The sequence below is a fragment of the Aquimonas voraii genome, from assembly GCF_900101825.1.
Classification (GTDB): domain Bacteria; phylum Pseudomonadota; class Gammaproteobacteria; order Xanthomonadales; family Xanthomonadaceae; genus Aquimonas; species Aquimonas voraii.
Map to the genome: position 1 here is coordinate 835,921 of NZ_FNAG01000001.1, position 22,825 is coordinate 858,745.

General features: G+C 68.5%; 21 protein-coding genes and 1 tRNA gene. 15 read left to right on the forward strand and 7 right to left on the reverse strand.

Annotated features, from left to right (window positions below; genetic code table 11):
- Positions 1-17: 17 nt before the first annotated feature.
- Genes hisD through hisIE form a run of 7 tightly spaced genes read left to right on the forward strand, consistent with a single transcriptional unit; the run spans position 18 to position 6,301 of the window.
- The gene (gene hisD, locus BLP83_RS03520) at positions 18-1,328 is read left to right on the forward strand and encodes a histidinol dehydrogenase (RefSeq protein WP_091239457.1); all 1,311 of its coding nucleotides are present in this window, start codon (positions 18-20) and stop codon (positions 1,326-1,328) included.
- On the forward strand, positions 1,325-2,422 hold the full coding sequence (hisC, locus tag BLP83_RS03525; RefSeq protein ID WP_091238882.1) for a histidinol-phosphate transaminase: 1,098 nt from the start codon (positions 1,325-1,327) through the stop codon (positions 2,420-2,422). Before hisD ends, hisC begins: the two co-directional genes overlap by 4 nt.
- Complete coding sequence (gene hisB / locus BLP83_RS03530; RefSeq protein WP_091238885.1) at positions 2,419-3,567, forward strand: bifunctional histidinol-phosphatase/imidazoleglycerol-phosphate dehydratase HisB; 1,149 nt, start codon at positions 2,419-2,421, stop codon at positions 3,565-3,567. The genes hisC and hisB overlap by 4 nt, the downstream gene beginning before the upstream one ends.
- The gene (gene hisH / locus BLP83_RS03535; RefSeq protein ID WP_091238888.1) at positions 3,567-4,166 is read left to right on the forward strand and encodes an imidazole glycerol phosphate synthase subunit HisH; all 600 of its coding nucleotides are present in this window, start codon (positions 3,567-3,569) and stop codon (positions 4,164-4,166) included. The genes hisB and hisH overlap by 1 nt, the downstream gene beginning before the upstream one ends.
- A complete protein-coding gene (gene hisA, locus BLP83_RS03540; RefSeq protein WP_091238890.1) occupies positions 4,163-4,900 on the forward strand; it encodes a 1-(5-phosphoribosyl)-5-[(5-phosphoribosylamino)methylideneamino]imidazole-4-carboxamide isomerase in 738 nt (245 codons plus the stop codon). Before hisH ends, hisA begins: the two co-directional genes overlap by 4 nt.
- On the forward strand, positions 4,894-5,667 hold the full coding sequence (gene hisF / locus BLP83_RS03545; RefSeq protein WP_091238893.1) for an imidazole glycerol phosphate synthase subunit HisF: 774 nt from the start codon (positions 4,894-4,896) through the stop codon (positions 5,665-5,667). The genes hisA and hisF overlap by 7 nt, the downstream gene beginning before the upstream one ends.
- Positions 5,660-6,301 carry a bifunctional phosphoribosyl-AMP cyclohydrolase/phosphoribosyl-ATP diphosphatase HisIE gene (gene hisIE, locus BLP83_RS03550; RefSeq protein WP_091238896.1) on the forward strand — a complete coding sequence of 214 codons (642 nt, stop codon included), beginning with the start codon at positions 5,660-5,662 and terminating at the stop codon, positions 6,299-6,301. The genes hisF and hisIE overlap by 8 nt, the downstream gene beginning before the upstream one ends.
- Positions 6,302-6,493: 192 nt before the next feature.
- Here the strand turns inward: hisIE and BLP83_RS03555 are convergent, their stop codons facing one another.
- Together BLP83_RS03555 and BLP83_RS03560 are read right to left on the reverse strand one after the other, a co-directional pair.
- The gene (locus BLP83_RS03555; RefSeq protein ID WP_091238897.1) at positions 6,494-7,255 is read right to left on the reverse strand and encodes a 2OG-Fe dioxygenase family protein; all 762 of its coding nucleotides are present in this window, start codon (positions 7,253-7,255) and stop codon (positions 6,494-6,496) included.
- A 110-nt stretch (positions 7,256-7,365) separates the two neighbouring features.
- Positions 7,366-7,908 carry an outer membrane beta-barrel protein gene (locus BLP83_RS03560; protein WP_091238900.1) on the reverse strand — a complete coding sequence of 181 codons (543 nt, stop codon included), beginning with the start codon at positions 7,906-7,908 and terminating at the stop codon, positions 7,366-7,368.
- A 284-nt stretch (positions 7,909-8,192) separates the two neighbouring features.
- Between BLP83_RS03560 and BLP83_RS03565 the strand changes: the two genes are divergently transcribed.
- The gene (locus BLP83_RS03565; protein ID WP_091238901.1) at positions 8,193-8,432 is read left to right on the forward strand and encodes a hypothetical protein; all 240 of its coding nucleotides are present in this window, start codon (positions 8,193-8,195) and stop codon (positions 8,430-8,432) included.
- Between the two features lie 330 nt (positions 8,433-8,762).
- On the opposite strand, the gene cysC is transcribed toward BLP83_RS03565, so the two are convergent.
- Both cysC and cysD read right to left on the reverse strand, forming a co-directional pair.
- Positions 8,763-10,697: an adenylyl-sulfate kinase gene (gene cysC / locus BLP83_RS03570; RefSeq protein ID WP_091238904.1), complete on the reverse strand. Its 1,935-nt coding sequence runs from the start codon at positions 10,695-10,697 to the stop codon at positions 8,763-8,765.
- Positions 10,697-11,596: a sulfate adenylyltransferase subunit CysD gene (cysD, locus tag BLP83_RS03575; protein ID WP_091238907.1), complete on the reverse strand. Its 900-nt coding sequence runs from the start codon at positions 11,594-11,596 to the stop codon at positions 10,697-10,699. Before cysD ends, cysC begins: the two co-directional genes overlap by 1 nt.
- Positions 11,597-11,723: 127 nt before the next feature.
- Here cysD and BLP83_RS03580 point away from each other — a divergent pair.
- From BLP83_RS03580 to BLP83_RS03595, 4 genes are all read left to right on the forward strand, one after another.
- Positions 11,724-11,810 (forward strand) — tRNA-Leu (locus BLP83_RS03580).
- A gap of 273 nt (positions 11,811-12,083) precedes the next feature.
- The gene (locus BLP83_RS03585; RefSeq protein ID WP_091238909.1) at positions 12,084-12,308 is read left to right on the forward strand and encodes a hypothetical protein; all 225 of its coding nucleotides are present in this window, start codon (positions 12,084-12,086) and stop codon (positions 12,306-12,308) included.
- Between the two features lie 51 nt (positions 12,309-12,359).
- The gene (locus BLP83_RS03590) at positions 12,360-13,988 is read left to right on the forward strand and encodes an FMN-binding glutamate synthase family protein (RefSeq protein WP_091238911.1); all 1,629 of its coding nucleotides are present in this window, start codon (positions 12,360-12,362) and stop codon (positions 13,986-13,988) included.
- Positions 13,989-14,050: 62 nt separating this feature from the next.
- Positions 14,051-14,947 (forward strand): adenylate/guanylate cyclase domain-containing protein, encoded by an 897-nt coding sequence (locus BLP83_RS03595; protein WP_091238914.1) that lies wholly within the window; start codon positions 14,051-14,053, stop codon positions 14,945-14,947.
- An 82-nt stretch (positions 14,948-15,029) separates the two neighbouring features.
- On the opposite strand, the gene BLP83_RS03600 is transcribed toward BLP83_RS03595, so the two are convergent.
- From BLP83_RS03600 to BLP83_RS03610, 3 genes are all read right to left on the reverse strand, one after another.
- A complete protein-coding gene (locus BLP83_RS03600) occupies positions 15,030-16,268 on the reverse strand; it encodes a TIGR03862 family flavoprotein (RefSeq protein ID WP_091238916.1) in 1,239 nt (412 codons plus the stop codon).
- A complete protein-coding gene (locus BLP83_RS03605; protein ID WP_091238919.1) occupies positions 16,265-17,074 on the reverse strand; it encodes an ion transporter in 810 nt (269 codons plus the stop codon). Before BLP83_RS03605 ends, BLP83_RS03600 begins: the two co-directional genes overlap by 4 nt.
- 273 nt (positions 17,075-17,347) lie before the next feature.
- Positions 17,348-18,739, reverse strand: a complete 1,392-nt coding sequence (locus BLP83_RS03610; RefSeq protein ID WP_091238921.1) for an MBL fold metallo-hydrolase RNA specificity domain-containing protein — start codon at positions 18,737-18,739, stop codon at positions 17,348-17,350.
- A gap of 110 nt (positions 18,740-18,849) precedes the next feature.
- Between BLP83_RS03610 and BLP83_RS03615 the strand changes: the two genes are divergently transcribed.
- The 3 genes from BLP83_RS03615 (at position 18,850) to BLP83_RS03625 (ending at position 22,811) form a co-directional block, all read left to right on the forward strand.
- Positions 18,850-20,832, forward strand: a complete 1,983-nt coding sequence (locus BLP83_RS03615) for a M13-type metalloendopeptidase (protein ID WP_091238923.1) — start codon at positions 18,850-18,852, stop codon at positions 20,830-20,832.
- A gap of 192 nt (positions 20,833-21,024) precedes the next feature.
- Positions 21,025-22,173: a sensor histidine kinase gene (locus BLP83_RS03620; RefSeq protein ID WP_091238925.1), complete on the forward strand. Its 1,149-nt coding sequence runs from the start codon at positions 21,025-21,027 to the stop codon at positions 22,171-22,173.
- Positions 22,170-22,811 carry a response regulator gene (locus tag BLP83_RS03625; protein ID WP_091238928.1) on the forward strand — a complete coding sequence of 214 codons (642 nt, stop codon included), beginning with the start codon at positions 22,170-22,172 and terminating at the stop codon, positions 22,809-22,811. Before BLP83_RS03620 ends, BLP83_RS03625 begins: the two co-directional genes overlap by 4 nt.
- Positions 22,812-22,825 lie beyond the last annotated feature (14 nt).

A 22,825-nucleotide genomic window follows, 5' to 3' on the forward strand; every position in this document is an offset into this window, starting at 1 on the left:
CCTTCGCTGCCCGCGAGCTGCGCGTGCTGGACTGGAACCGCATCGACGACGCCCAGCGCCGCATGGCCCTGCGCCGACCCGCTCAGGGTGCGCGCGCCGTCCTGGCCGAGAACGTCGAGCGCATCCTCACCCAGGTGCGCGCGGACGGCGACAGCACCCTGCGCGCCTTGACCCGCCGCTTCGATGGCTGCGAGCTCGGCAGCTTCCGCGTCACCGAAGACGAGTTCGCGACCGCAGAAGCGCAGGTTTCGCCCGCGCTCAAGCAGGCCATCACCCATGCCATCGAGCGCCTGGTCAAATTCCACGAGGCCGGCGCGCCGCGCGGCTATGCGCTGGAGACCGCGCCGGGCTTGAACTGCGAGCGGGTGATCCGCCCGATCGAGCGCGTTGGACTCTACGTGCCTGCCGGCAGCGCACCGCTGCCCTCGACCGCGATCATGCTTGGTGTGCCTGCGCGCATCGCGGGCTGCAGCGAGATTGTTCTGTGTACGCCGCCCAAGCCAGACGGCAGCGTCGATCCGACTGTGCTGGTGGCTGCCCGCCTGTGCGGGATCAGCACCGTGTTCAAGCTTGGAGGCGCGCAGGCCGTTGCCGCCATGGCCTATGGCACCGAGTCGGTGCCGAAGTGCGACAAGATCTTCGGCCCCGGCAATGCCTGGGTCACCGAGGCCAAACTGCAGGTGGCGAACGATCCGGACGGTGCGGCCATCGACATGCCGGCCGGCCCTTCCGAGGTGCTGGTCATCGCCGATGCCACCGCCTCGCCGGAATTCATCGCCTCTGATCTCTTGAGCCAGGCCGAGCACGGCCCGGACTCGCAGGTGCTGCTGATCTCCGACTCGCAGGCGCTGCTCGAATCCGTGGCGGTCGAACTTGAGAAGCAGACCGCCGAGCTGCCGCGCCGCGAGATCCTCGCCAAGGCCCTGACCCACGCTCGTCTGATCCTGAGCCGCGATATTCCGCAGGCCATCGAGATCAGCAATCGCTACGCGCCCGAACACCTGATCCTGCAGGTCGAACAACCGCGCCAGTGGCTGGACCGCGTGCGCAGCGCCGGCTCGATCTTCCTTGGCGCGCTGGCGCCCGAAGCCTTGGGCGACTACTGCAGCGGCACCAACCACGTGCTGCCGACCTATGGCGCCGCGCGCGCCTACAGCGGCGTGTCGGTGGCGAGCTTCGTCAAGCTGATCACGGTGCAGGAGGTGAGCGCCGAAGGTCTCAACATCGCCGGCCCCGACGCCGCCGAGATGGCGCGCGCCGAAGGCCTGATCGCGCACGAGCGCGCGGTCACGCGACGGCTCGCCGCAATCGCGGAGGGCAGGGCATGAGCGCGCTGCTGGATCTGGTTCGCCCGGACCTGAGCGGCTTCGGTGGCTATTCGTCCGCGCGCAAGGAGGCCAGCGGCGGCCGCGTTTTCCTCAATGCCAACGAGTCGCCCTGGGCGCCGGAAATCGCTGGCGGCGAAGGCCTGAACCGCTATCCGGAGCCACAGCCCGAGGCGCTGGTGCAGGCGCTGGCATCACTTTACGGCGTGAGCGCTGATGAGCTGCTGGTCGGCCGCGGCAGCGATGAGCCCATCGACCTGCTGGTGCGCGCGCTGTGCCGCGCCGGCGAGGATGCCGTGCTGATCTGCCCACCCACCTTCGGTATGTATGCCGTTGCCGCACGCGTGCAGAACGCGCGGCTGGTCGAGGTGTCGCTTGCAGCCACCGGCGACGCGGCGCGGCCCTTCGCGCTGGATGCCGACGCGGTGATTGCCTCGGCCCTGAGCAATCCGGTCAAGCTGGTCTTCCTGTGCTCGCCCAACAACCCGACCGGGCAGGCCTTGCCGGTCGAGACCATCGAGCGCATTGCCTCGGCACTCGAAGGCCGCGCCGTGGTGGTGGTCGACGAGGCCTACGGCGAGTTCATGCAGCAGGCCTCGGCGACCTCACTGCGCCAGCGCTTTCCGCAGCTGGCCGTGCTGCGCACGCTGTCGAAGGCGCATGCCCTGGCAGGCGCCCGCATCGGCAGCCTGATCGCCGCGCCCGAGCTGATCCGCGTGCTGCGTGCGATCATGGCGCCGTATCCGATCTCAGCGCCCTGCGCGCGGGCGGCGCTGGCGGCCCTGCAGCCTGAGGTGCTCGCAAAGACGCAGGTCCACGTCGCCGAGCTGATCGCCGGCCGCGAGGCCTTGGCCGCGCGGCTTGCGGCGACGCCCGGCGTCCTCGGCGTGTACCCGTCCGATGCCAATTTCCTGGTGGTGCGCTGTACGGATCCTGCAGCGATCTATCGGCGCGCGCTCGCCTCAGGCGTGGTGCTGCGCGACGTCAGCCGCTATCCGCTGCTGGGCGACTGCCTGCGCGTGTCGATCGGCACGCCGGAGGAGAACGCCGCGGCGCTGGCCGTGTTCGCCAACGCCACGCAGGAGGCCGCGGCATGAAGCGCATTCTGTTCGTCGACCGCGACGGCACCATGATCGAGGAGCCCGCGGACTACCAGATCGACAGCTACGCCAAGCTGCGTCTGGTCGAGGGCGTGATCCCGGCGATGCTGAAGTTGAAGGCCGCCGGCTTCGAGTTCGTGATCGTGTCGAACCAGGACGGCCTGGGCACCGAGGCCTACCCACGGGAGAGCTTCCAGGCCCCGCACGATCTGATGATGCAGATCTTCGAGTCGCAGGGCATCACCTTCCGCGAGGTGCTGATCGACACCAGCTTCCCGCAGGACAACGCGCCCACGCGCAAGCCGCGCCTCGGTCTGGTCATGCACTACCTGCGTGATCGCAGCATCGACCTCGCCGGCAGCGCCATGGTCGGTGACCGCGATACCGACATCGAGTTCGCCGACAACCTCGGCGTGCGCGGCTTTCGCTTGAAGGTGACCTCCGGCGCCAAGGCCACGGCCGGCAAGGGCCCGGAATACACCTGGGCCGAGATCGCCCATCTGCTGGCCGATGCGCCGCGTCAGGCCAGCGTCGAGCGCATCACCAAGGAAACCAAGATCGAAGTGCATGTCGATCTGGATCGCCCGGCCGAGCCGGTCGCGTTGACCGGTCTTGGCTACTTCGACCATATGCTGGAGCAGCTCGGCAAGCACGGCGGCTTTGCGCTCAAGCTGAAGTGCGCGGGCGACCTGCACATCGACGAGCACCACACGGTCGAGGACAGTGCGCTGGCGCTGGGACAGGCCCTGAAGCAGGCGCTCGGCGACAAGCGCGGCATCGGCCGCTACGCCTGGGCCGCGGAAGGCGAAGAGGGTGCCGCTGAAGCGAAGCCCGCGGCGCTGGATCTGGTGATCCCGATGGACGAGACGCTCGTGCGCGCCTCGCTGGATCTCAGCGGCCGTCCCTACTTCGTGTTCGACGGGAGCTTCCCGCGCGAGCGCGTGGGCGAACTGCCGACCGAGCTGGTGCCGCATTTCTTCCGCTCGCTGTGCGAGACCGCCGGCCTGAACCTGCACCTGTCGGTGCGCGGCGACAACGCCCATCACATGGTCGAGGCCAGCTTCAAGGCGGTCGCGCGCGCCCTGCGCGCGGCGATCAAGCGCGAGGGCTTCGACCTGCCCAGCACCAAGGGGACGCTCTGATGCGGCTGGCGGTCATTGATTCCGGCGTCGCCAACATCGGCTCGGTCTGCTATGCGCTGGAGCGGCTTGGCGTGCAGGCGACTCTGGTGCGCAGCGCCGACGAACTTGCCCAGGCCGAACGCGCCCTGCTGCCCGGCGTCGGTGCCGCCGGTGCAGCGATGGCACGGCTGCGCGAGCTGCAGCTGGTGGATGCGATCCGCGCGTTTCCGCGGCCGCTGTTCGGCATCTGCCTCGGCATGCAGCTGCTGTTCGAGCGCAGCGCCGAGGGCGATGTCGAAGGCTTGGGTCTCATTCCTGCCCAGGTGCAGAAGCTGAAGGAGTTCCCCGGTGTGCGCGTGCCGCACATGGGCTGGAACCGCCTGCATCGCGAGCGCGACTCGGCGCTGCTGAACGACATCGCCGAAGGCGCGCAAGCCTACTTCGTGCACAGCTATGCCGCGCCGGTGGGCGACTACACGCTGGCGTCCAGCACGCACGGCGAGGCCTTCAGCGCCATCGTCCGCCGCGGCAACGTCGCTGGCGCGCAGTTCCATCCCGAGCGCTCGGCGGCGGTGGGCGCGCAGCTGCTCAAGAACTTCATGGAGTGGGACGGCCAATGACCGGCTTTGTCGCAATTCCCGCCATCGACGTCCGCGACGGACGCGTGGTGCGGCTCAAGCAGGGCGACTACGCCCAGGAAACCCGCTACGCAGCCGACCCGCTGCAGCTGGCGCTGGACTACGCCAGCGCGGGCGCCGAATGGCTGCATCTGGTGGATCTGGATGCCGCCAAGGCCGGCGGCTACACGCTGGCGCCGCTGGTGAAAGCGCTGCGCGCGCAGAGCGGCCTGCGCATCCAGAGCGGCGGCGGCGTGCGCAGTATCGAGGACGTGAACGCGCTGCTGGCGGCCGGCGTCGATCGCGTGGTGATCGGCTCGGTGGCGGTGAAGTCGCCAGACGTGGTGCTGCGCTGGCTGGACCAGTTCGGCGCCAGCCAGCTCTGCGTGGCGCTCGACACGCGCCGCGATGCCGACGGCGTGTGGCGGCTGCCGGTGCACGGCTGGACCGAGAGCGCCGGTGAGGAGCTGTTCGTGCTGCTGGAGCGCTACCGTGCAGCCGGTTTGCGCCACGTGCTGTGCACGGACATCGCCCGCGACGGCATGCTGAGCGGGCCCAATCTCGAGCTCTACCGGGACGTGGTCCGGCGAGCGCCGGAGATCGCGCTGATCGCTTCGGGCGGGGTGTCTTCGCTGGAGGACATTCGCGGTGCGCGCGCCGCGGGCGCCGCCGGCGTGGTGCTCGGCAAGGCACTGTTGGATGGCCGCTTCACCGTCGAGGAGGCGCTGGCATGCTGAGCCGCCGATTGATCCCGTGTCTTGATGTACGCGATGGCCAAGTGGTGAAGGGCGTGCGCTTCCGCGATCACGTGGTGATGGGTGCGATCGAGGAACTGGCCGCACGTTACCGCGACGCCGGCGCGGATGAGCTGGTGTTCTACGACATCACCGCGAGCCCCGAGGGCCGCAGCGTCGATCGCGGCTGGGTGGAGCGAGTCGCTCGGCTCATCGACATTCCCTTCTGCGTGGCTGGCGGCATCCGCTCGGTCGAGGATGCGCGCGCCATTCTTTTTGCCGGCGCCGACAAGGTCTCGGTGAATTCGCCGGCGCTGGAGCGGCCGGAATTGATCAACGAGCTGGCGGATGCCTTCGGCGTGCAGTGCGTCGTCGTTGGCATCGACAGCCTGCGCGACGAGGACGGCGAGTGGCGCGTGCGCCAGTACACGGGCGACCCCAGCAAGACCCGCGCGCTCAGTCGCCGCACCCTCGACTGGGTGGTCGAGGTGCAGCAACGCGGGGCCGGCGAAATCGTGCTCAACTGCATGGGCACCGACGGCGTGCGCGCCGGCTATGACATCGAGCAGCTGCGCGCTGTGCGCGAACTTTGTCACGTGCCACTGGTGGCCAGCGGCGGCGCCGGCACGCCCGAGCACTTCGCCGAGGTGTTCGAGCAGGCCGACGCGGATGCGGCGCTCGCCGCCAGCGTCTTCCATTCCGGCGCGATCGCCATTCCTGAACTCAAGACCTCGCTCAAACAGCGCGGCATCGAGGTGCGTGATGTCTGACGACGTGGTGGTCGGCCCCGAAACGCTGGATCGGCTGGCCTGGGACAAGCAGGACGGCCTGCTGCCGGCGGTGGTGCAGGATGCCGGGACCCTGCGCGTGCTGATGCTGGGCTACATGAATCGGGAAGCCCTGGAGATGACGCTCGCCTGCCGTCACGTCACCTTCTTCAGCCGCAGCAAAGGGCGCTTGTGGACCAAGGGCGAGCGCAGCGGCCATGTGCTGAAACTGGTTCGCGTCGAGACCGATTGCGATGCCGACACGCTGTTGATCCAGGCGCATCCGCAGGGCCCGACCTGCCACCTGCAGCGCACCAGCTGTTTTCCCGATGCTCCGGGCAGCTTCCTCGGTGATCTGGATGCGCTGATCGCCCAGCGCGAGCGCGAGCGCCCCGTCGGCAGCTACACCACCAAGCTGTTCGAAGGCGGCATCCGCCGCATCGCCCAGAAGGTGGGCGAGGAGGGCGTGGAAACCGCGCTGGCCGCGGTGGCGCAGGAGGACGCGGACCTCCTCGGCGAAAGCGCCGACCTGATCTACCACTTGCTGGTGCTGCTGCGCGCGCGCGGGCTGTCGCTGGGCGATGTCGAGACGCTGCTGCGGCAGCGGCATGCGACGGCGCCGAAGTCCATGGGGTGATGCAGTACGCGGGCTCTCGCCCCGTTTGTCCCGCTCCAAGCGTGCACTTCCGCCGACCGGGCTGACGTCGTCTGCCAACGCGCGTCTCCCGTCGGCCGCCCCGTGCCCGGATGAAACACCCCGCGCCCGACGCGAACGTAGGCACGAGAGCGTGTTGGGAACAACACTCGCCTGGGTGGGACGGGGCCTCGCCTATGAGGCTGACGCAGCGCTCAGCACCGCTTCGGCACGCCTGAAGGTCAACACCAGCACATCACGCCAGGCCGGCGCATCCGGATCCATCGGCTCGACGGCGGTGACGCCGTGCCAGACGCGCTGGTCATCGACGAGGGCGATGTCCAGCGGTTCGGTCAGGGTAAAGGCGCCGAGCTGGGTGCTGTCGGCGGCATGGATGGTGGTGGTGCCTTCGCGGATGTTGTGGCGATCGATCAGGGCGACGAGCACGTAGTCCACGCCATCGCGATGCACGCCTTCCGGCGTCGGTTGGCCGGGTTGGCCCGGCAGGGCTTCGATGCGGAACTGGTGCGCCTCGACCTGCCAGCGCTCGACCTCCGGCGCCCGTTGCGAGAACAGCGCGTGCGCGAATGCACTGAGCGCGCGAAAGGCCGCGCTGTCGGCAATCTCGGGCAGGATCGGCTGGAACCAGCGTTCGATACCGCCGTTCAGGCGGTTGTAGTGCAGGGCCTGGTAGTGCGGCGCATCAGGCAGGCGCTCGATGCCGCGTGCGTGGCTCGCAGCAAGGACCGCGTGCCGCCGCCGCCGATAGCGTCCGCCGTCGGCCATGTGCTCATCGAGCCCCAGCTCGTTCCAGCTGCCGGCGAACTCCTCCCAGTCCACGTCGGCCTGTGCTGGCAGCAGAGCCAGCGCCTGCGCACGCGGCAGGAAGCAGAAGCCTTCCCTGTCGAGCCCAAGGAGGGGGTGATCGAATTCATCGACTGCAGCTGTGGCGTTCATGACGCAAGCCTAGACGCGTTGCCGCCGAGCCGCCGTGCAGGAATCGCGCATGGGAGCGAACGGAATGCGTGGGAAGTGGGGAGCGGGCGGCAGCGCCCGCTCCGTCGTGATCACTGGAAATGCAGCTCCGCGATCATCTGCACGCTGCCGTCGCTACCGCGGTCGAAATCGTAGTGCGCGTAGCCTGCGCGCAGCGCGAACAGGTCGCTGATGTGCCAGCGCGCACCGGCTTCGGCCATCCAGCCACTGTCGTTGTCGGAGACCCGGCGCGGACCAGCGATGGTCAGCGCGCTGCCTTCCTCTTCGCGCTGGAACAGTCCGGCCTTGGCGTAGGGCCGCAGCGCGCCGCTCTGCGTGGTCCAGGTCAGGCCAAACGACCACAGATCGCCGTCGGTCTGGTAGCCGCCATCGGCGATACCGCTGCGCTCGAGCTCGCCGAGGTCGGCCCAGGCCGCTTCGATGCCGAAGCCGCGGCCGAATTGCAGGCCGGCTATCGCGGTGACCGCGGTTTCGCCCCGGGCGCCGTCGCGCGGTTCGAACAGGGAGCGATCCTCGAGCGCATCGAACGCGCCGACGCCGACGTGCCAGTCGACAGCCTGGGCGGGCGAGAGCGCGGCAAGGCCGAGAAGGGTGATGAGGCTGCGTTGAAGCATGTCTGAGTCCTTTCAGAACCGCGGGGGATCCCGCGGCGCCGAGTCTCACGAGATCTTCACTGCTCGCGCCAGTCCCTGCCGTCGAGATGCCGGATCGTGATTCAGCTGCCGTTTCCTCGCTCCCGCCGGTCGTGAGGACCACCGCCGAGGCGAAAAGATGGGGCGCACTCAGGGGGTGCCCTGCGGCATGAGCGATCGCGCGGGCAAAGGGCTTGTCTCGATACTGACCTCTATGCACAGTGACGGCGCCGCGCCTTGCGGCGACGAACAACGGATCCACGCCCATGCGCGCACTGCTGCTCTCCCTCGGACTGCTGTTGGATATCGCCGGCGGCGTGCTGGTGTCGGGATTGGTCCAGATCGAAGGCAAGAACGAAGTGCTGCGGGTGGGCGACAAGGCGTTGGAGGTCGGCGATGGCGGCATCCGCGTGGCCGATCGCGGCGAGCAGGGCAAGACCCTGGGCTTCGTTCTGCTGGGCGTTGGCACGGTCCTGCTGCTGGCGGGCGCGCTGCGCAAGCGCTGAGTTGTCGGCCAGGCGCAGCCTGAAGCCGCAAGGCCGCCGCGCCTCATTGCGGCGAGCCCGGCAAACACACTGATCTGGTTGGGCGCGCCCTGCCATTCGAATCCATCGGGTGGGCCCTGGCCCACCATTGGCTCCATGCCGGCTCCGGTCATCCACGGCTGAACGCTTCAGCACACTCGGTCTCGATTCGGTGAGGCGCTGCAGCGGGGCGAGCCCTGATGGCCTGGTGGGCCAGGGCCCACCCTATGTGGGCTCGCTCTGCGTCAAGTGCGCGTTCCACCTCAGGGCTGGAAGCGATCGGTCAGGTGTAGGCCCCGGCTTAGGCGCTGTTCAGAGCTCGCCTTCGAGCACCCCCGCGCGCCGCAAACCCTCGATCACCGCCTCGGCTGCCGCTTCCGGCGACAGCTGGTCCGCCTGCAGGTGCAGCTCGGGCGACTGCGGTCGTTCGTAGGCCGAATCAATGCCGGTGAAATTGCGCAGCTCGCCGCGCCGCGCCTTGGCGTACAGGCCCTTGACGTCACGCGCCTCGGCGACTTCGAGCGGGGTATCGACGAACACCTCGAAGAACTCGCCCGGCGGCAGAAGTCCGCGGGCGAAGTCGCGCTCGCTGCGGAAAGGCGAGATGAAGGAGACTAGGCAGATCAGGCCGGCATCGGCCATCAGCCTGGCCACTTCGGCGACGCGGCGGATATTCTCGACACGATCGGCATCGGTGAAGCCGAGGTCCTTGTTGAGGCCGTGACGCACATTGTCGCCGTCGAGCAGATAGGTGTGCTTGCCCAGCGCGTGCAGCTGTTTCTCGACGAGGTTCGCGATGGTCGATTTGCCGGCGCCGGACAGCCCGGTGAACCACAGCACCGCCGGCTTCTGGCCTTTCTGGCCGGCGCGCTTGGCGCGATTGATGTCCAGCGCCTGCCAGTGCAGGTTGGAGGCCCGGCGCAGGGCGTGGCGCACCATCACCGCGCCGACGGTCTGGTGGCTGAGCGTGTCGATCAGGATGCCGCCGCCGAGGCCCGGGTTGTCGGCATAAGCCTCGAAAGGCAGGGCGCGATCGAGCGCCAGATTCACGCGGCCGATCTCGTTCACCGCCAGCGTGCGGGCGGCCAGGTGCTCCAGCGTCTCAACGTTGAGCCTGTACTTTGGCGTGGCCGGCGTGGCCAGTGCGCTGGCGGTGCCGAGCTGCAGGCGATACGGGCGGCCAGGCAGCATGGGCTGCTCGCCCAGCCAGACGATGTCGACCTCGAACTGGTCGCTGGCCTCGACCGGATCCGAGGCCGCGCACAGCACATCGCCGCGGCTGGAGTCGATTTCGTCCTCCAGCGCCAACACGATGGACTGACCCGGATGGGCGACGTCCAGCGTCTGTTCGCCGAGCCACAGCCCGCGCACTTTCGAGGTCTGGCCGGAGGGCACGCTGCGCAGGCTGTCGCCAACCCGCAGCGCGCCCGCCTGAAGCTGACCGGCGAAGCCGCGGAAATCGGCATCCGGCCGCACCACCCAGCTGACCGGCAGGCGCGGCGCATGGCGCGGGCGCGGCGGGGCGGAGGCCAATTCGGCGGCCATCGCCTCCAGGTGCTCCAGCAGGGCGGGGCCGGCATACCAGGGCATGCGCGCGCTGCGCTGCACCAGATTGTCGCCATCGATCGCGCACAGCGGGATCGGCTGTACGTGCTCAAGACCGACCCGTGCGGCGAAGTCGGCGAAGCGTTCGACGATGCGCTCGAAGGCCTCGGCGTCGAAGCCGATGCGGTCCATCTTGTTCACCGCCAGCACCACCCGCTCAATGCCCAGCAAGGCCGCGATGCAGGCATGACGCAGGGTCTGCGGCAGCAGGCCCTGGCGGGCATCCACCAGCAGCACCGCGAGATCGCAGTGACTGGCGGCGGTGACCATGTTGCGGGTGTATTCGGCGTGGCCGGGTGAATCGGCGACGATGAAGGCCGTGCGCGTCGTGCCGAAGTAGCGCCAGGCCACATCGATGGTGATGCCCTGTTCGCGCTCGGCCGAGAGGCCATCGAGCAGCAGTGCGTAGTCGACCTGCTCGCCGCGGGTGCCGTGACGGCGCGACAGCAGCTCGAGGTTGGCGAGCTGGTCATCCGGCACGCTGTCGGTTTCGAACAGCAGGCGGCCGATGAGCGTGCTCTTGCCGTCATCGACGCTGCCGCAGGTGAGCAGGCGCAGATGCGGCCGGTGTTCGGGCGCGGGCAGGGCGATGGCAGCGGTCTCGTTCAAGGCGGAATCCTGGCTCCGGGGCAGGGCGTTCATCAGAAGTAGCCCTCCTGCTTCTTGCGCTCCATCGAGGCCGCCCCGTCGCCGTCGATCAGGCGGCCCTGTCGTTCCGATGCGCGAGACGCCGCCATTTCGGCCAGCACGGCCGGCAGATCCGCGGCCTCGCTTTCGATCGCACCGGTCAGCGGGTAGCAGCCCAGGGTGCGGAAGCGCACGCTCAACAGCTGCGGCTGCTCGCCAGCCTCCAGCGGCAGGCGCTCATCGTCCACCATGATCCAGGTCCCCGAACGCCGCACCACCGGACGCGGCTTGGCGAAGTACAGCGGCACCACCTCGATGTTCTCGCGCTCGATGTAGCGCCAGATATCGGCCTCGGTCCAGTTCGACATGGGAAACACGCGAAAGGTCTCACCCGGCGCGTGGCGCAGATTGAACTGCTGCCAGAGTTCCGGCCGCTGGCGCTTGGGTTCCCAGCGATGCCCGGGGCTGCGATGGCTGGCGATACGCTCCTTGGCGCGCGAGGCCTCCTCGTCTCGACGGGCGCCGCCGAAAGCGACATCAAAGCCGTGGGCGTCCAAGGCCTGGCGCAGGGCCTGCGTCTTCATGACGTCGGTATGCACGGCGCTGCCATGCGTGATCGGATTGACGCCGGCCGCTTTGCCCTCGGGGTTGGTGTGGACGATCAGGTCAAGCCCGAGGCGCGCGGCCAGCGCATCGCGGAACGCGATCATTTCGCGGAACTTCCAGCCGGTATCGATATGCAGCAGCGGAAACGGCAGGCGACCCGGCGCGAAGGCCTTGCGCGCCAGATGCAGCAGCACGCTGCTGTCCTTGCCGATGGAGTAGAGCAGCACCGGCTTGCGCGCGGCCGCTGCGGCCTCGCGGAAGATGTGCAGGCTTTCGGCTTCCAGCCGGTCTAGATGGGTGAGCGACATGGGGGGGACTTTGGTGAACCGGCGCGCAGGTTAGCCGAGCCTCGGGTTGCCCACGCAGCCCGATTGGTGGCAGGCATAGTCGCAAATCCTCCCAAGCGCGCACGGCACCGCTACACTGCGCGCCGCCGCCCGGATGGCGAAACCGGTAGACGCAGCGGACTTAAAATCCGCTACCTGCAAGGGTGTGCGGGTTCGAGTCCCGCTCCGGGCACCACGTATCGCTCTGGTTCGTTACCGCTCGCCGGATACGCGAGAGGTTGGGCCCTTGCCCACTCTGGCCGATTTCCTGTCGCGACTGGCGCCTCACACCGAGGTTGCGGTCTGCCGGTGCTGTTCCGGGCGCGCGGAGATGCGCGTTCGGGCCGCAGTTGCGGTGCGCCACGGATGGGGCTCGGGGTGAACGTGGAGCTCATGGTGGGCGAGGGCCCACCCAATGATCCTTCGCGTGTTGTTGAACCCTGCCGCACGAAACGCTGCCGAGGTGCCGATGTCTTCCCATCCCGTTCGCCTTGAGTTCGAACCCGTGGCCTCGTTGGGCGCCGTGCCCGAGGGCAGCTTTGCGTTGAGCGCGGGCGACGGTTTCGAGGGCGATGTCTACGCCCACTTCCATGGGCTCACGTCGATGGAGTTCGAGGAAGAGAGCCTTTCCGAGCTTGAGCACGCCGCGGCCAACCTGCGGCCGGGTCAGGTGCTGGCGATCCGCCACCGCTGAGTCCTGAGCGGGCATCATGGGGGCCACTGCCTCTTGAGGAGTCCGCTCGCGATGCTCATCCGCTATCTGGCTTGGCTGGCCTGCATCGTTCTGGTTCCGGTGGGCGCCACGCTCGCGCTGACGCATGGGAATGGCTGGTGGTCGTTGTTTGCGACGGCGCTGTTGCTCAGCCTGCTGGGCCTGCGCGACGTGCTGCAAACGCCGCGGGCGCTACTGCGCAATTACCCGCTGCTGGCGCATGTGCGCTTTCTCGTGGAGGCGATCCGGCCGGAGATCCGCCAGTACCTGCTGGAAGGCGACGAGGAGCAGACCCCGTTCTCGCGGGCGCAGCGCTCGATCGTCTACCAACGCGCCAAAAACACGCTGGACAAGCGGCCCTTCGGCACCCAGCTCGATGTTTACCGACCGCAGTACGAGTGGATCAACCACAGCCTGCAGCCGGTTGAGCTGCCCGATCACGACTTTCGCATCCGCATCGGCGGGCCGGACTGCAGTCAGCCCTACTCGGCCAGCGTCTTCAACATCTCGGCGATGAGCTTCGGCTCGCTGTCGGCCGCTGCCATCCGCGCGCTGAACTCCGGCGCCAAGCGCGGCGGCTTCTACCACGACACCGGCGAGGGCTCGATTTCGCGCTACCACCGAGAGCACGGTGGCGATCTGGTCTGGGAGATCGGTTCGGGCTACTTCGGCTGCCGAAATTCCGACGGCAGCTTCAGCGAGGAGCGCTTCATCGAGAACGCCCGCGACCCGCAAGTACGGATGATCGAACTGAAGCTGAGCCAGGGCGCCAAGCCGGGGCAGGGCGGTATTCTGCCGGGCGCGAAAGTGACGCCGGAGATTGCCGAGGCGCGTGGCGTGCCGGTGGGCCAGGACTGCCTCTCGCCGGCGCCCCATAGCGCTTTCGATTCTCCGATCGGGCTGCTCAAGTTCATCGCTCGTCTACGCGAGCTGTCGGGCGGCAAGCCGACCGGCTTCAAGCTGGCCATTGGCCACCCTTGGGAATGGTTCGCCATCGCTCGCGCGATGCTTGAAACCGGCATCACGCCGGATTTCATCGTGGTCGACGGCGGCGAGGGCGGCACCGGCGCAGCGCCACTGGAGTTCACCAACCACGTCGGCGCACCCCTGACCGAAGCCTTGATCCTGGTGCACAACACCCTGGTCGGCCTCAACCTGCGTCCTCGGGTCAAGATCGGCGCGGCCGGCAAGATCGTCACCGCCTTCGACATGGCGCGCACGCTTGCAATCGGCGCCGACTGGTGCAATTCGGCGCGCGGCTTCATGTTCGCGCTGGGCTGCATCCAGTCGCAGAGCTGCCACACCGACAAGTGCCCGACCGGGGTGGCCACCCAGGACCCGTCTCGTCAGCGCGCCCTGGTGGTGCCGGACAAAGCCGAGCGGGTCTACCACTTCCATCGCAACACGCTGAAGGCCCTGCGCGATCTGCTGGCGGCGGCAGGCCTGCAGCATCCTGATCAGTTGGGACCGGAGCACATCATCCGCCGCGTTTCGGGCAACGAGATCCGCTCGCTCGCCAACCTGCATTTCTTCGTCAAGCCAGGTGAGCTGCTGGAGGGCGTGCCGAGGCATCCGGTGTTCGAGCTGTTCTGGCCGTTGGCCTGTGCCGACAGCTTTGTGGCACCCGCCGCCGTCAAGGCCTACGAGAAGCCTGCTGCCTGAGGTGTGGTCGTGGGTGGGGCGCGCCATGACGGCGGCGCCACCAATGCCTATGATGCGGGTCCATGAGCGCGACCCAGCCCCTCTCGATCCTGTTTGCCGATGTGAGCGGCAGCACCCGGCTGTTCGAGACCCTGGGCGATGTCGAGGCCCGGCGAATCATCGCCAACGTGCTGGACGCTCTGACCCGTATTGCAGGCACGCATGGCGGACGCCTGGTCAAGACCATTGGCGATGAGATCATGTGCACCTTCCCGGCCGCAGTGCAGGCCGCGCTGGCGGCCTGCGACATGCAGCGCCGGGTCAGCACTGATCCAGAGTTCGTCGCCGAGAAGATGGGCATCCGCATCGGCTTCCATCACGGTGAAGCCCTGCTGGAAAACGGCGACGTCTACGGCGATGCGGTCAACGTGGCGGCGCGCATGGCAGCACTGGCCAAACGCGAGCAGATCGTCACCACTGCCGGCACGGTCAAGGACCTCACCATCGTTGGCGGCATCCGCTCACGGGCCCTCGGCCGTGCGCGGGTGGCCGGCAAGCTGCTGCCGATCGAGATCGTCGACCTCATCTGGCAGGACGATACCTCCAACCTGACTGCCGTCCAGCACGTCATCAAGGTGGACGACACCACCCAGGGCGGCGCACGGCTGACCCTGCGCCACCGCGGTCGGGTGATCGAGCTGCGCGAGGACGCACCGCCCTTCAGCATGGGCCGCGATCCTGGTTGCGGGCTGTCGATCGAAACCGAATGGGTCAGCCGCAACCACGCCAGCCTAGAATGCCGGCGCGGGCTGTGGGTGCTGACCGACCGCAGCACCAACGGCAGCTTCGTGCGGATCGGCGATGAGGACGAGCTGCGCGTGCACCGCAACGAACTGCCGCTGCGCCGCAGCGGGTGCATCAGCCTGGGCCAGAGTATCGCCGCGGCCACTGCGGATCTGCTGGTGTTCGAGGTCTGCTGAGCGGGCGGACGGGATCTGCAGGGCCGCGCGTTCACCGGACGGTATCGGCGTCTTGCGCGCGGTCCGGCGAGCGCAACGCGTGTCAGGCCCGCGCGGCGAGCCAGTCCAGCGCGCCTTCCGCCGCGCGCAGGCCGCTGGCGAAGCAGGCCGTCAGCAGGTAGCCGCCGGTTGGCGCTTCCCAATCGAGCATTTCGCCGGCGCAGAACACGCCCGGCAGGTCGCGCAGCATGAGGTGCGCATCCAGCGCCTCGCGACGCACGCCGCCCGCGCTGCTGATCGCTTCATCCAGCGGGCGCGTCGCGGCGAGCTGCAGGGGCAAGGCCTTCAGCGCGGGGAGCAGAACCTCCGCATCGGCCATCGCCGATTTCGGCAGGCGTTCGTATACCAGCGCCAGGCGGGCGCCATCCAGACAAAGGCGCTTGCGCAGCTTCGAGCCGGTGCTTTCGCCGCTGCGGGCCCGCTGCCAGGCGCTGCGCAGCTGTTCGAGCGAGCGCTCCGGGAACAGGTCGAGCCACAGCTCGGCGCGGCCGTCGCGCTCGATCTGGCTGCGCAAGTCCGCCGAGAGCGCATAGATCAGGCTGCCCTCGATGCCGTGTTCGGTCAGCACGAACTCGCCCTGCCTTCGCTGGCGCTGGCCCGCGGCGTCGATCCATGCGGCCGCCACGGGCTTCACCGGCAGCCCGGCGGAGCTTGACTTGAAGTTCGTCGACCAGTCGCATTCGAAGCCGCAGTTGCTCGGTGCGAGATCGCGCACCTCGACGCCACGCGTGCGCAGCAGATCCACCCAGGCGCCATCGCTGCCGAGCTTGGCCCAGGAGCCGCCGCCCAGCGCCAGCACCACGGCGTCGGCCATCACCTCGACCGACCCATCGGGCGTGTAGAAGCCCAGGCGCGTTCCCTCGATCGAGACCAGTCGATGCTGCACATGGAAGCGCACCCCCTGCTCGCGCAGCCGCCGCACCCAGCCGCGCAGCAGGGGCGCGGCCTTCAGGTCACTCGGGAACACCCGTCCCGAAGTGCCAACGAAGGTCTCGACGCCGAGCCCGCGCGCCCAGTCGCGCAGCGCACTCGCACCGAAGCACTCAAGCCAGGGCTGCACCCAAGGGGCCGCCTCGCGATAGCGCGCAACAAAGGGTGCGAAGGCCTCAGAGTGGGTGAGGTTCAGGCCGCCCTTGCCGGCGATCAGGATCTTGCGGCCGACCGAGCCCATGCGCTCGTACACATCGACCTCGGCACCGGCGGCGCGCAGGCGCTCGGCGGCGATCAGCCCGGCGGGGCCGCCACCGACCACCGCGACCCGGGCGGGCGTGGAACGACTCACGCCGGCCGGTCCGTGCCCTCGAATCGCTGCGAGAGGCGTGCGATTTCGGCACGCAGCGCGCGCACCTCCTCGACCAGAGGCTCTTCGCCCTTGGCCACGGCTTCTTCGACCACGCGCTCGCGGTCGGCGTCGATCTCGGCCTGCATGGCGGACACCACCACGCCGATGAACAGGTTCAAGGCGGTGAAGCTGGTGGCGAGGATGAAAGGGATGAAGAACAGCCAGGAGTAGGGGTAGACCTCCATTACCGGCCGCACGATGCCCATCGACCAGCTTTCCAGGGTCATCACCTGGAACAGGGTGTAGAAGGAGTCGGCCACGCTGCCGAACCACTCGGGGAAGGCCTCGCCGAACAGCTTGGTCGACATCACCGCGCCGACATAGAAGATCAGCACAAGCAGCATCACGATCGAGGCCATGCCGGGCAGGGCGCCCAACAGGGCACCGACCACGCGCTTCAGCGAGGGCACGATGGTGATGAGCCGCAGCACGCGCAGGATGCGCAGCGCGCGCAGCACCGACAGTGGCCCCGAGGCCGGCAGCAGGGCGATCGCGACGACCACGAAGTCGAACACATTCCAGGGGTCGCGGAAGAAGCGCAGCCCGCGCACGTAGAGCTTGGCGGCAAGCTCGATGCAGAAGATCACCAGCGCGGCCTTGTCCAGCACCAGCAGCCACTCTCCGAAGCGCGCCATCACCCGCGCATCGGTCTCCAGCCCCAGAGTGATGGCGTTGATCAGGATCACCGCCAGCACGAAGCGTTCGGTGAAGGGGTGGGCAAGCGCGCGTTCGAGCAGGGCCTTCATGGCGGGGGGCGGGGGCAGGGAGGGGAGCGCATTCTAGGGCTGCGCTGCGCGCTGCGCGCGCGGGATTGGGGATTCGGGATTCGGGATTCGTTTGAAGCCGGGATTGGGGATTGGGGATTGGGGATTGGGGATTCGTGGGGAGGTAGTCGCGAGCTTCCAAGCTGCCGCCCCCTTCAGCATGCAGAGAGGCGGCGAGTGTCCTCGTCCTAGATGCGTGCCCAGCCGCATCGACCTTCGGTCGAATCCCGAATCCCCAATCCCGAATCCCGGCTCTCAAACATCAAACTGCTCGCCCGCCTGCGGCACCCGCACATCGCAGCCGTACTGCTCGCCCAGACGCACCCGCAGGCCTTCGCGGGCTTCATCTTCGCCGTGGACCAGCAGCACCCGCGGATGCTGGGGGATTTGCCCGTACCACTGGCTGAGGCCGTTCTGGTCGGCGTGGGCCGAGAGGCCGCCGACGGTGTGCCGGCGGGCCTTGACGCGGATGCGCTCGCCAAAGATGTCGACGAAATCAGCACCATCAACCAGGCGCCGGCCGAGCGTGCCGCGGGCCTGGTAACCGACGAAGACGACATGTGCGTTCTCTCGCCACAGGTTGTGGCGCAGGTGGTGGCGGATGCGGCCGCCGTTGCACATGCCGCTGCCGGCGATGATCACGCAGCCGCCGCCACGCTGGTTGAGGGCCTGCGAATCCTGCACGCTGCTGACGAGACGCAGGTTGGGTAGGCCGAAGGGGTTGCCGCTGCCGTTCCAGGCGGCGCGGGCCGGCGCATCGAGCAGAGGCTTGTGGCGGGCATAGACCTCGGTGACCTTCAGCGCCATGGGCGAATCGAGATAGATCTGCCAGCGATCAAGGTGCCAGCGCTCGTAGTTCTCGGCCATCCAGTACAGAAGCTCCTGGCTGCGGCCCACGGCGAAGGCCGGGATCAGCACATTGCCGCGCTCGTGCGCCGCGATATCGAAGACTTCTCCAAGCTCATCAATGGTGGAATCGCGCGAACGGTGCAGACGATCGCCGTAGGTGCTCTCCAGCAGCACGAGATCGGCCCCGGGCACGGGCGCGGGGTCGCGCATGATCGGGGTGCCGCGCGGTCCGATGTCGCCGGAGAACACCAAGGTTCGCTTGCCCTTCGGAGTCTCGCCGGTCAGGCTGACCGAGGCCGAGCCAAGGATATGGCCGGCATCGCGCAGGGTCAGCGTGAGCCCGGGCAGGATCTCCGCGGGCTCGTCGTAGTCGAGCCCACGCAACAGGCGCAGCGCGTCGGCGACATCACCGAGCGAGTACAGCGGCTCGGCGTCGGGCTCTTCGCCCGCGCGCAGCTTGCGGCGGTTGTCGCGCTCCGCATCGGCCGCGGCGAGGGTCGCGGAGTCCTCCAGCATGATCCGCGCGAGATCGGCGGTGGCGCGGTGGGTGTAGACCGGGCCCGAATAGCCGCGCTTGACCAGCAGCGGCAGGCGCCCGAGGTGGTCGATATGGGCGTGGCTGATCACCACCGCATCCAGCTTGCGCAGGTCGAACGGGAACTCGTCGCGGTTGCGCTGGGTTTCCTCGTGCCCGCCCTGGATCATGCCCATGTCCAGAAGCACCTGCTGGTGGCCGAATTCGAGCAGATGGCAGGAGCCGGTGACTTCGCCGGCGGCGCCGTGGATGGTGATGCGCATATCGACCCCAGTGCGTGGAAACCCCGGCGATCATAGCGCCAGCGCCGCGGGTGCCGGGGCGCGGGGCCGCTACACTGTGCGCCCCCCGAAGTTCCCCCAGGTTGTTTCCGATGCTCCGCTCGCCCGCTCGTCTGTTGTCCACTGTGGCCTTCGTCCTGTGTGCTTTGCCGCTGGCTCACGCCGACAGTGCCCTGGACGCCCGCCACCGCGACGCCGCCACCGCGGCCTGCATGGATTTCTACCAGCACGCGAACGGCGGTTGGCTGGCAGCGACGCCGGTGCCGGCCGGCCAGGCCAGCATCGGCTACACCGACGAGCTCCGCGTCCTGCGTGCCGAGCAGCAGCGCGACCTGCTGAAGGGATTCGCCAATGCGCCGGCCAACGCGCTGGACGGCAGCATCGCCCGCCTGTACGCGCTCGGCATGGACACCGCGGCGATCGACGCGCTGGGCCTCGGCCCTGCGGCCCGCTTTCTGCAGCGCATCGATGGCCTTGAGAAGCCACGCGAGCTTCCGGCCCTGCTCGGCGAACTGCACGCCTGGGGGGCACCCATCCTGTTCGCCTTCTCGGTCGCCCCCGATCTCGACCGCCCCGAGCGTCTGATCGCTTATGCGAACCAGGGCGGACTGGGGTTGCCGGATCGCGACTACTACCTGCGCGAAGATGCGCCGGCACTGGAGTTGCGCGAGGCCTATCGGGCCTATGTCGAGCGCCTGCTTGGCCTGGCCGGCCGCGTCGATGCGGCCGCGGAATCGCAGCGGGTGCTGGCGATGGAAGCCGATCTGGCGAGCGCTTCGCTGTCGCTGGAGCAGCTGCGCGATCCCCGCAACAGCTACCGGCTGACGCGGGTGCGCGATCTCGAGCGCGCCCAGCCGGAGCTGCGTTGGCGCGATTACCTGAAGGCGCAGGGCCTGCGCAAGCTCGACGACATTTCGCTGGCCCACGCCAGCTTCTTCTCGGCATTGAACTCGCGCTTCACCACGCAGCCGCTGAGCGACTGGCAGGCCTACTTGCGTTTCCATGTACTGCATGCAGCCGCGCCCTACCTTGGGCAGCCCTTCGTCGAGGCGCATGATCGACTCTTCACCGAGACCCTGGGCGGCCAGGCGACTCCGAGCCGGGAGGCGCGGGTTCTGAACTTCCTGCAGACCAGCCTCGGCGAGGCCCTGGGCCAGCGCTACGCGCGCGCGCACTTCGACGCGCCGCGCCGTGAGGCGGTGCTGGCTCTGGCGGAAGGCCTGCGCGCGCAGCTGCGAGCGCTGGTCGAGGGGGCGACCTGGTTGCAGGCGGAAGGGCGCCAGGCGCTGCTGGCCGACATCGATCGCCTGAGCTTCGCGCTGGGCGGCCCCACTGAAACCGAGTGGGAGGGTTTCGAGCTGCAGGCGCAGAACTGGCCCGAGGCCGTGTTGGCGGTCAGTCGAGCCCGCCATCAGCGCGCGCTCGCCGCGCTGGGCGAGGCACCGCGCCGCGCTTGGCCGGTGTCGGCGTCGAGCCTGCAGGTCAGCTACCAGGCGGCGACGCACACGCTGTATGTGCCGGCTGCGGTGCTGCAGTCCCCGCTGTTCGAGCCCGCGGGCGATGTCGCACTCAATCACGGCGTCGCCGGCGTGCTGATCGCGCGCGGCCTGATGGGCGTGTTCGATCCGGCTTCGGGCGCGCGTCGAGGCCTGTTGAGCGACGGCGACCGCGCGGCCTACGCGGAACGCTCGCGAGGCTTGGTCGGCCAGTACTCGACCTTCACCGCCTTGGGCAACCTCAAGGTCGACGGCGCCGCCACCTGGAATGAGAACGTGCTCGACTTGGGCGCGCTGCAGCTGGCTTACACCGCCTTCCTCGCGGCCGGCGGCGAGGAAGGCGAGAGCCGCGACGGGCTGACGCCGGCGCAGCGCTTCTTCCATGCTTGGGCACGCCTCATGCGTCGCAACTACCAGGACGAGGCCCTGCGCCTCTTGCTGGTTGCCGACACCCGCGCGCCGGCGCGCTTCCGCGTCAACGGCCCGCTGCCGCATCTGCCCTCGTTCCAAGCCGCGTTCAGCTGCAAGGACGGTCAGACCCTGTATCTGCCGGAGCCGGCGCGGGCGAGGACGTTCTGAAGAGCCGGGAATCGGGAGTTGGGAGTTGGGAATCGGGAATCGTCAGAAGCCTTCGCGATCCTTCCCGTCATGGTGGGCCGCTGCACGGCGATCGCCGCGCTGTCATCGATTCCCGACTCCCCATTCCCGATTCCCGGCCCCTCATGACCACAGGCAGGGTGCCCGCTGCAGCACCCCGCCTATCATGCGCAGATGCTCGCCCGCCTGAATCCGATGCAGCTGCTGCGCTTCGCAGGCCTCTTCACCTGGGGCTGCATGGGCGTCCCGCTGCTGATCGATCTGTTTCAGCAGGACATCAGCGGCAGCGATCTGATCTGGTGGCGTTTCTGCTATCTCACCTTCGGCGTCTGCTACTGGCTGCTCACGCGCTCGCCGGGGCCGCGGCCGCGCGCCCGCTGGCTGCATCTGCTGCTGCTCGCCCTGCTGACCGTCTCGGCGATTGGCATTGGCCATTTCACCGAATCCGGCCTGTCCGGCGCCTTCCTGATCGTCATCGCCGGCCTGCTGCCCTGGTTCCTGTCGCTGGGCTGGGGCCTGGTCTGGCTGGTCGGCCAGCACAGCGCCCTGATCCCCGTGTTCCTGCAGATCGACGGGTTCGACTGGATCAGCGCGCCGCTGCAGGCCGTATTGCTGTTCGGCTATTCGAGCTTCGTGTTCCTGACCAGTGTGGTGGCGCGGCGGCAGATGGACGCCCGCGAGGAGCAGCGCCGGCTGAACTCCGAGTTGCGCGCCACCCGCGCCTTGCTGGCCGAGAGTTCGCGGCTCAACGAGCGCTCGCGCATCTCGCGCGAGCTGCACGACCTGCTGGGCCACCACCTCACCGCGCTCAGCCTGAACCTTGAAGTCGCCACCCACCTGTCGGACGGCAAGGCGCGCGAGCATGTGAAGCAGGCGCAGTCGCTGGCCAAGTTGCTGCTGTCGGATGTTCGCGAGGCGGTCAGCCAGCTGCGCCAGGACGACGCCATCGACCTGCGCGAGGCCCTGTTCAGCCTGGTCGATGGCGTGCCCTCGCTGGAGGTGCGGCTGGATGTGCCGGCCGACTTCCGCATCAGCGATCCGGGCCGCGCCCAGGTGCTGCTGCGCGCCACCCAGGAAATCATCACCAATGCCGCCCGCCATTCAGGTGCGCAGCGCCTCGACCTGCGCATCGCCAGCGATGCCGCGGGCGTTCGCCTCGAAGCGCGCGACGATGGCCGCGGCGCCGACGCGGTCAGCGCCGGCAATGGCCTGCGCGGCATGCGCGAGCGCGTGGCCGAGTTCGACGGCACACTTGAAATCGAAACCGCACCCGGCCAGGGCTTCGCCCTGCGCCTGCACCTTCCCGTGGAGACCCCCGCATGATCCGCGTCTGCCTGGTCGACGACCAAACCCTGGTGCGCCAGGGCATCCGCTCGCTGCTGGAGCTGTCCGACAACATCCGGGTGGTGGCCGAGGCCAGTGACGGCAAGCAGGGGCTGGAAAAAATCGACGAGGTCAAGCCCGACGTCGTGTTGCTGGACATGCGCATGCCGGTGATGTCCGGCATCGAGACCCTGCAGCACCTTAGCGAGCGCGGCTCGATGCCGGCGACGATCATCCTCACCACCTTCGATGACGACCAGCTGGTCCTGCAGGGCATCAAGCTGGGCGCTCGCGGCTACCTGCTGAAGGACGTCTCGCTGGAGCAGCTGGTCGACGCGGTGCAGACCGTCGCCGCCGGCGGCTCGCTGGTGCAGCCGGTGGTGACGCAGCGCCTCCTCTCGGGCCTGGAGCGCATGCAGAACGACTTCACCAGCCTTGATCGACCCGACCCGCTGACCGACCGTGAGACCGAGATCCTGCGGCTCATGGCGGGTGGCTACAGCAACAAGGAAATCGCCAACTCACTGGGCGTGGCCGAAGGCACGGTGAAGAACCACGTGTCCAACATCCTCAGCAAGCTCGGTGTGCGCGACCGCACGCGTGCGGTGCTGAAGGCGTTCGAGCTCAAGCTGGTGTGAGAGGGTGCGCGCGG

Bases quoted from the DNA above. Each gene is read 5' to 3' on its own strand.
- hisC (WP_091238882.1), top strand. From the start codon at position 1,325: ATGAGCGCGCTGCTGGATCTGGTTCGCCCGGACCTGAGCGGCTTCGGT.
- hisB (WP_091238885.1), top strand. From the start codon at position 2,419: ATGAAGCGCATTCTGTTCGTCGACCGCGACGGCACCATGATCGAGGAG.
- hisH (WP_091238888.1), top strand. From the start codon at position 3,567: ATGCGGCTGGCGGTCATTGATTCCGGCGTCGCCAACATCGGCTCGGTC.
- hisA (WP_091238890.1), top strand. From the start codon at position 4,163: ATGACCGGCTTTGTCGCAATTCCCGCCATCGACGTCCGCGACGGACGC.
- hisF (WP_091238893.1), top strand. From the start codon at position 4,894: ATGCTGAGCCGCCGATTGATCCCGTGTCTTGATGTACGCGATGGCCAA.
- hisIE (WP_091238896.1), top strand. From the start codon at position 5,660: ATGTCTGACGACGTGGTGGTCGGCCCCGAAACGCTGGATCGGCTGGCC.
- BLP83_RS03555 (WP_091238897.1), bottom strand. From the start codon at position 7,255: ATGAACGCCACAGCTGCAGTCGATGAATTCGATCACCCCCTCCTTGGG.
- BLP83_RS03560 (WP_091238900.1), bottom strand. From the start codon at position 7,908: ATGCTTCAACGCAGCCTCATCACCCTTCTCGGCCTTGCCGCGCTCTCG.
- BLP83_RS03565 (WP_091238901.1), top strand. From the start codon at position 8,193: ATGCGCGCACTGCTGCTCTCCCTCGGACTGCTGTTGGATATCGCCGGC.
- cysC (WP_091238904.1), bottom strand. From the start codon at position 10,697: ATGAACGCCCTGCCCCGGAGCCAGGATTCCGCCTTGAACGAGACCGCT.
- cysD (WP_091238907.1), bottom strand. From the start codon at position 11,596: ATGTCGCTCACCCATCTAGACCGGCTGGAAGCCGAAAGCCTGCACATC.
- BLP83_RS03585 (WP_091238909.1), top strand. From the start codon at position 12,084: ATGTCTTCCCATCCCGTTCGCCTTGAGTTCGAACCCGTGGCCTCGTTG.
- BLP83_RS03590 (WP_091238911.1), top strand. From the start codon at position 12,360: ATGCTCATCCGCTATCTGGCTTGGCTGGCCTGCATCGTTCTGGTTCCG.
- BLP83_RS03595 (WP_091238914.1), top strand. From the start codon at position 14,051: ATGAGCGCGACCCAGCCCCTCTCGATCCTGTTTGCCGATGTGAGCGGC.
- BLP83_RS03605 (WP_091238919.1), bottom strand. From the start codon at position 17,074: ATGAAGGCCCTGCTCGAACGCGCGCTTGCCCACCCCTTCACCGAACGC.
- BLP83_RS03610 (WP_091238921.1), bottom strand. From the start codon at position 18,739: ATGCGCATCACCATCCACGGCGCCGCCGGCGAAGTCACCGGCTCCTGC.
- BLP83_RS03615 (WP_091238923.1), top strand. From the start codon at position 18,850: ATGCTCCGCTCGCCCGCTCGTCTGTTGTCCACTGTGGCCTTCGTCCTG.
- BLP83_RS03620 (WP_091238925.1), top strand. From the start codon at position 21,025: ATGCTCGCCCGCCTGAATCCGATGCAGCTGCTGCGCTTCGCAGGCCTC.
- BLP83_RS03625 (WP_091238928.1), top strand. From the start codon at position 22,170: ATGATCCGCGTCTGCCTGGTCGACGACCAAACCCTGGTGCGCCAGGGC.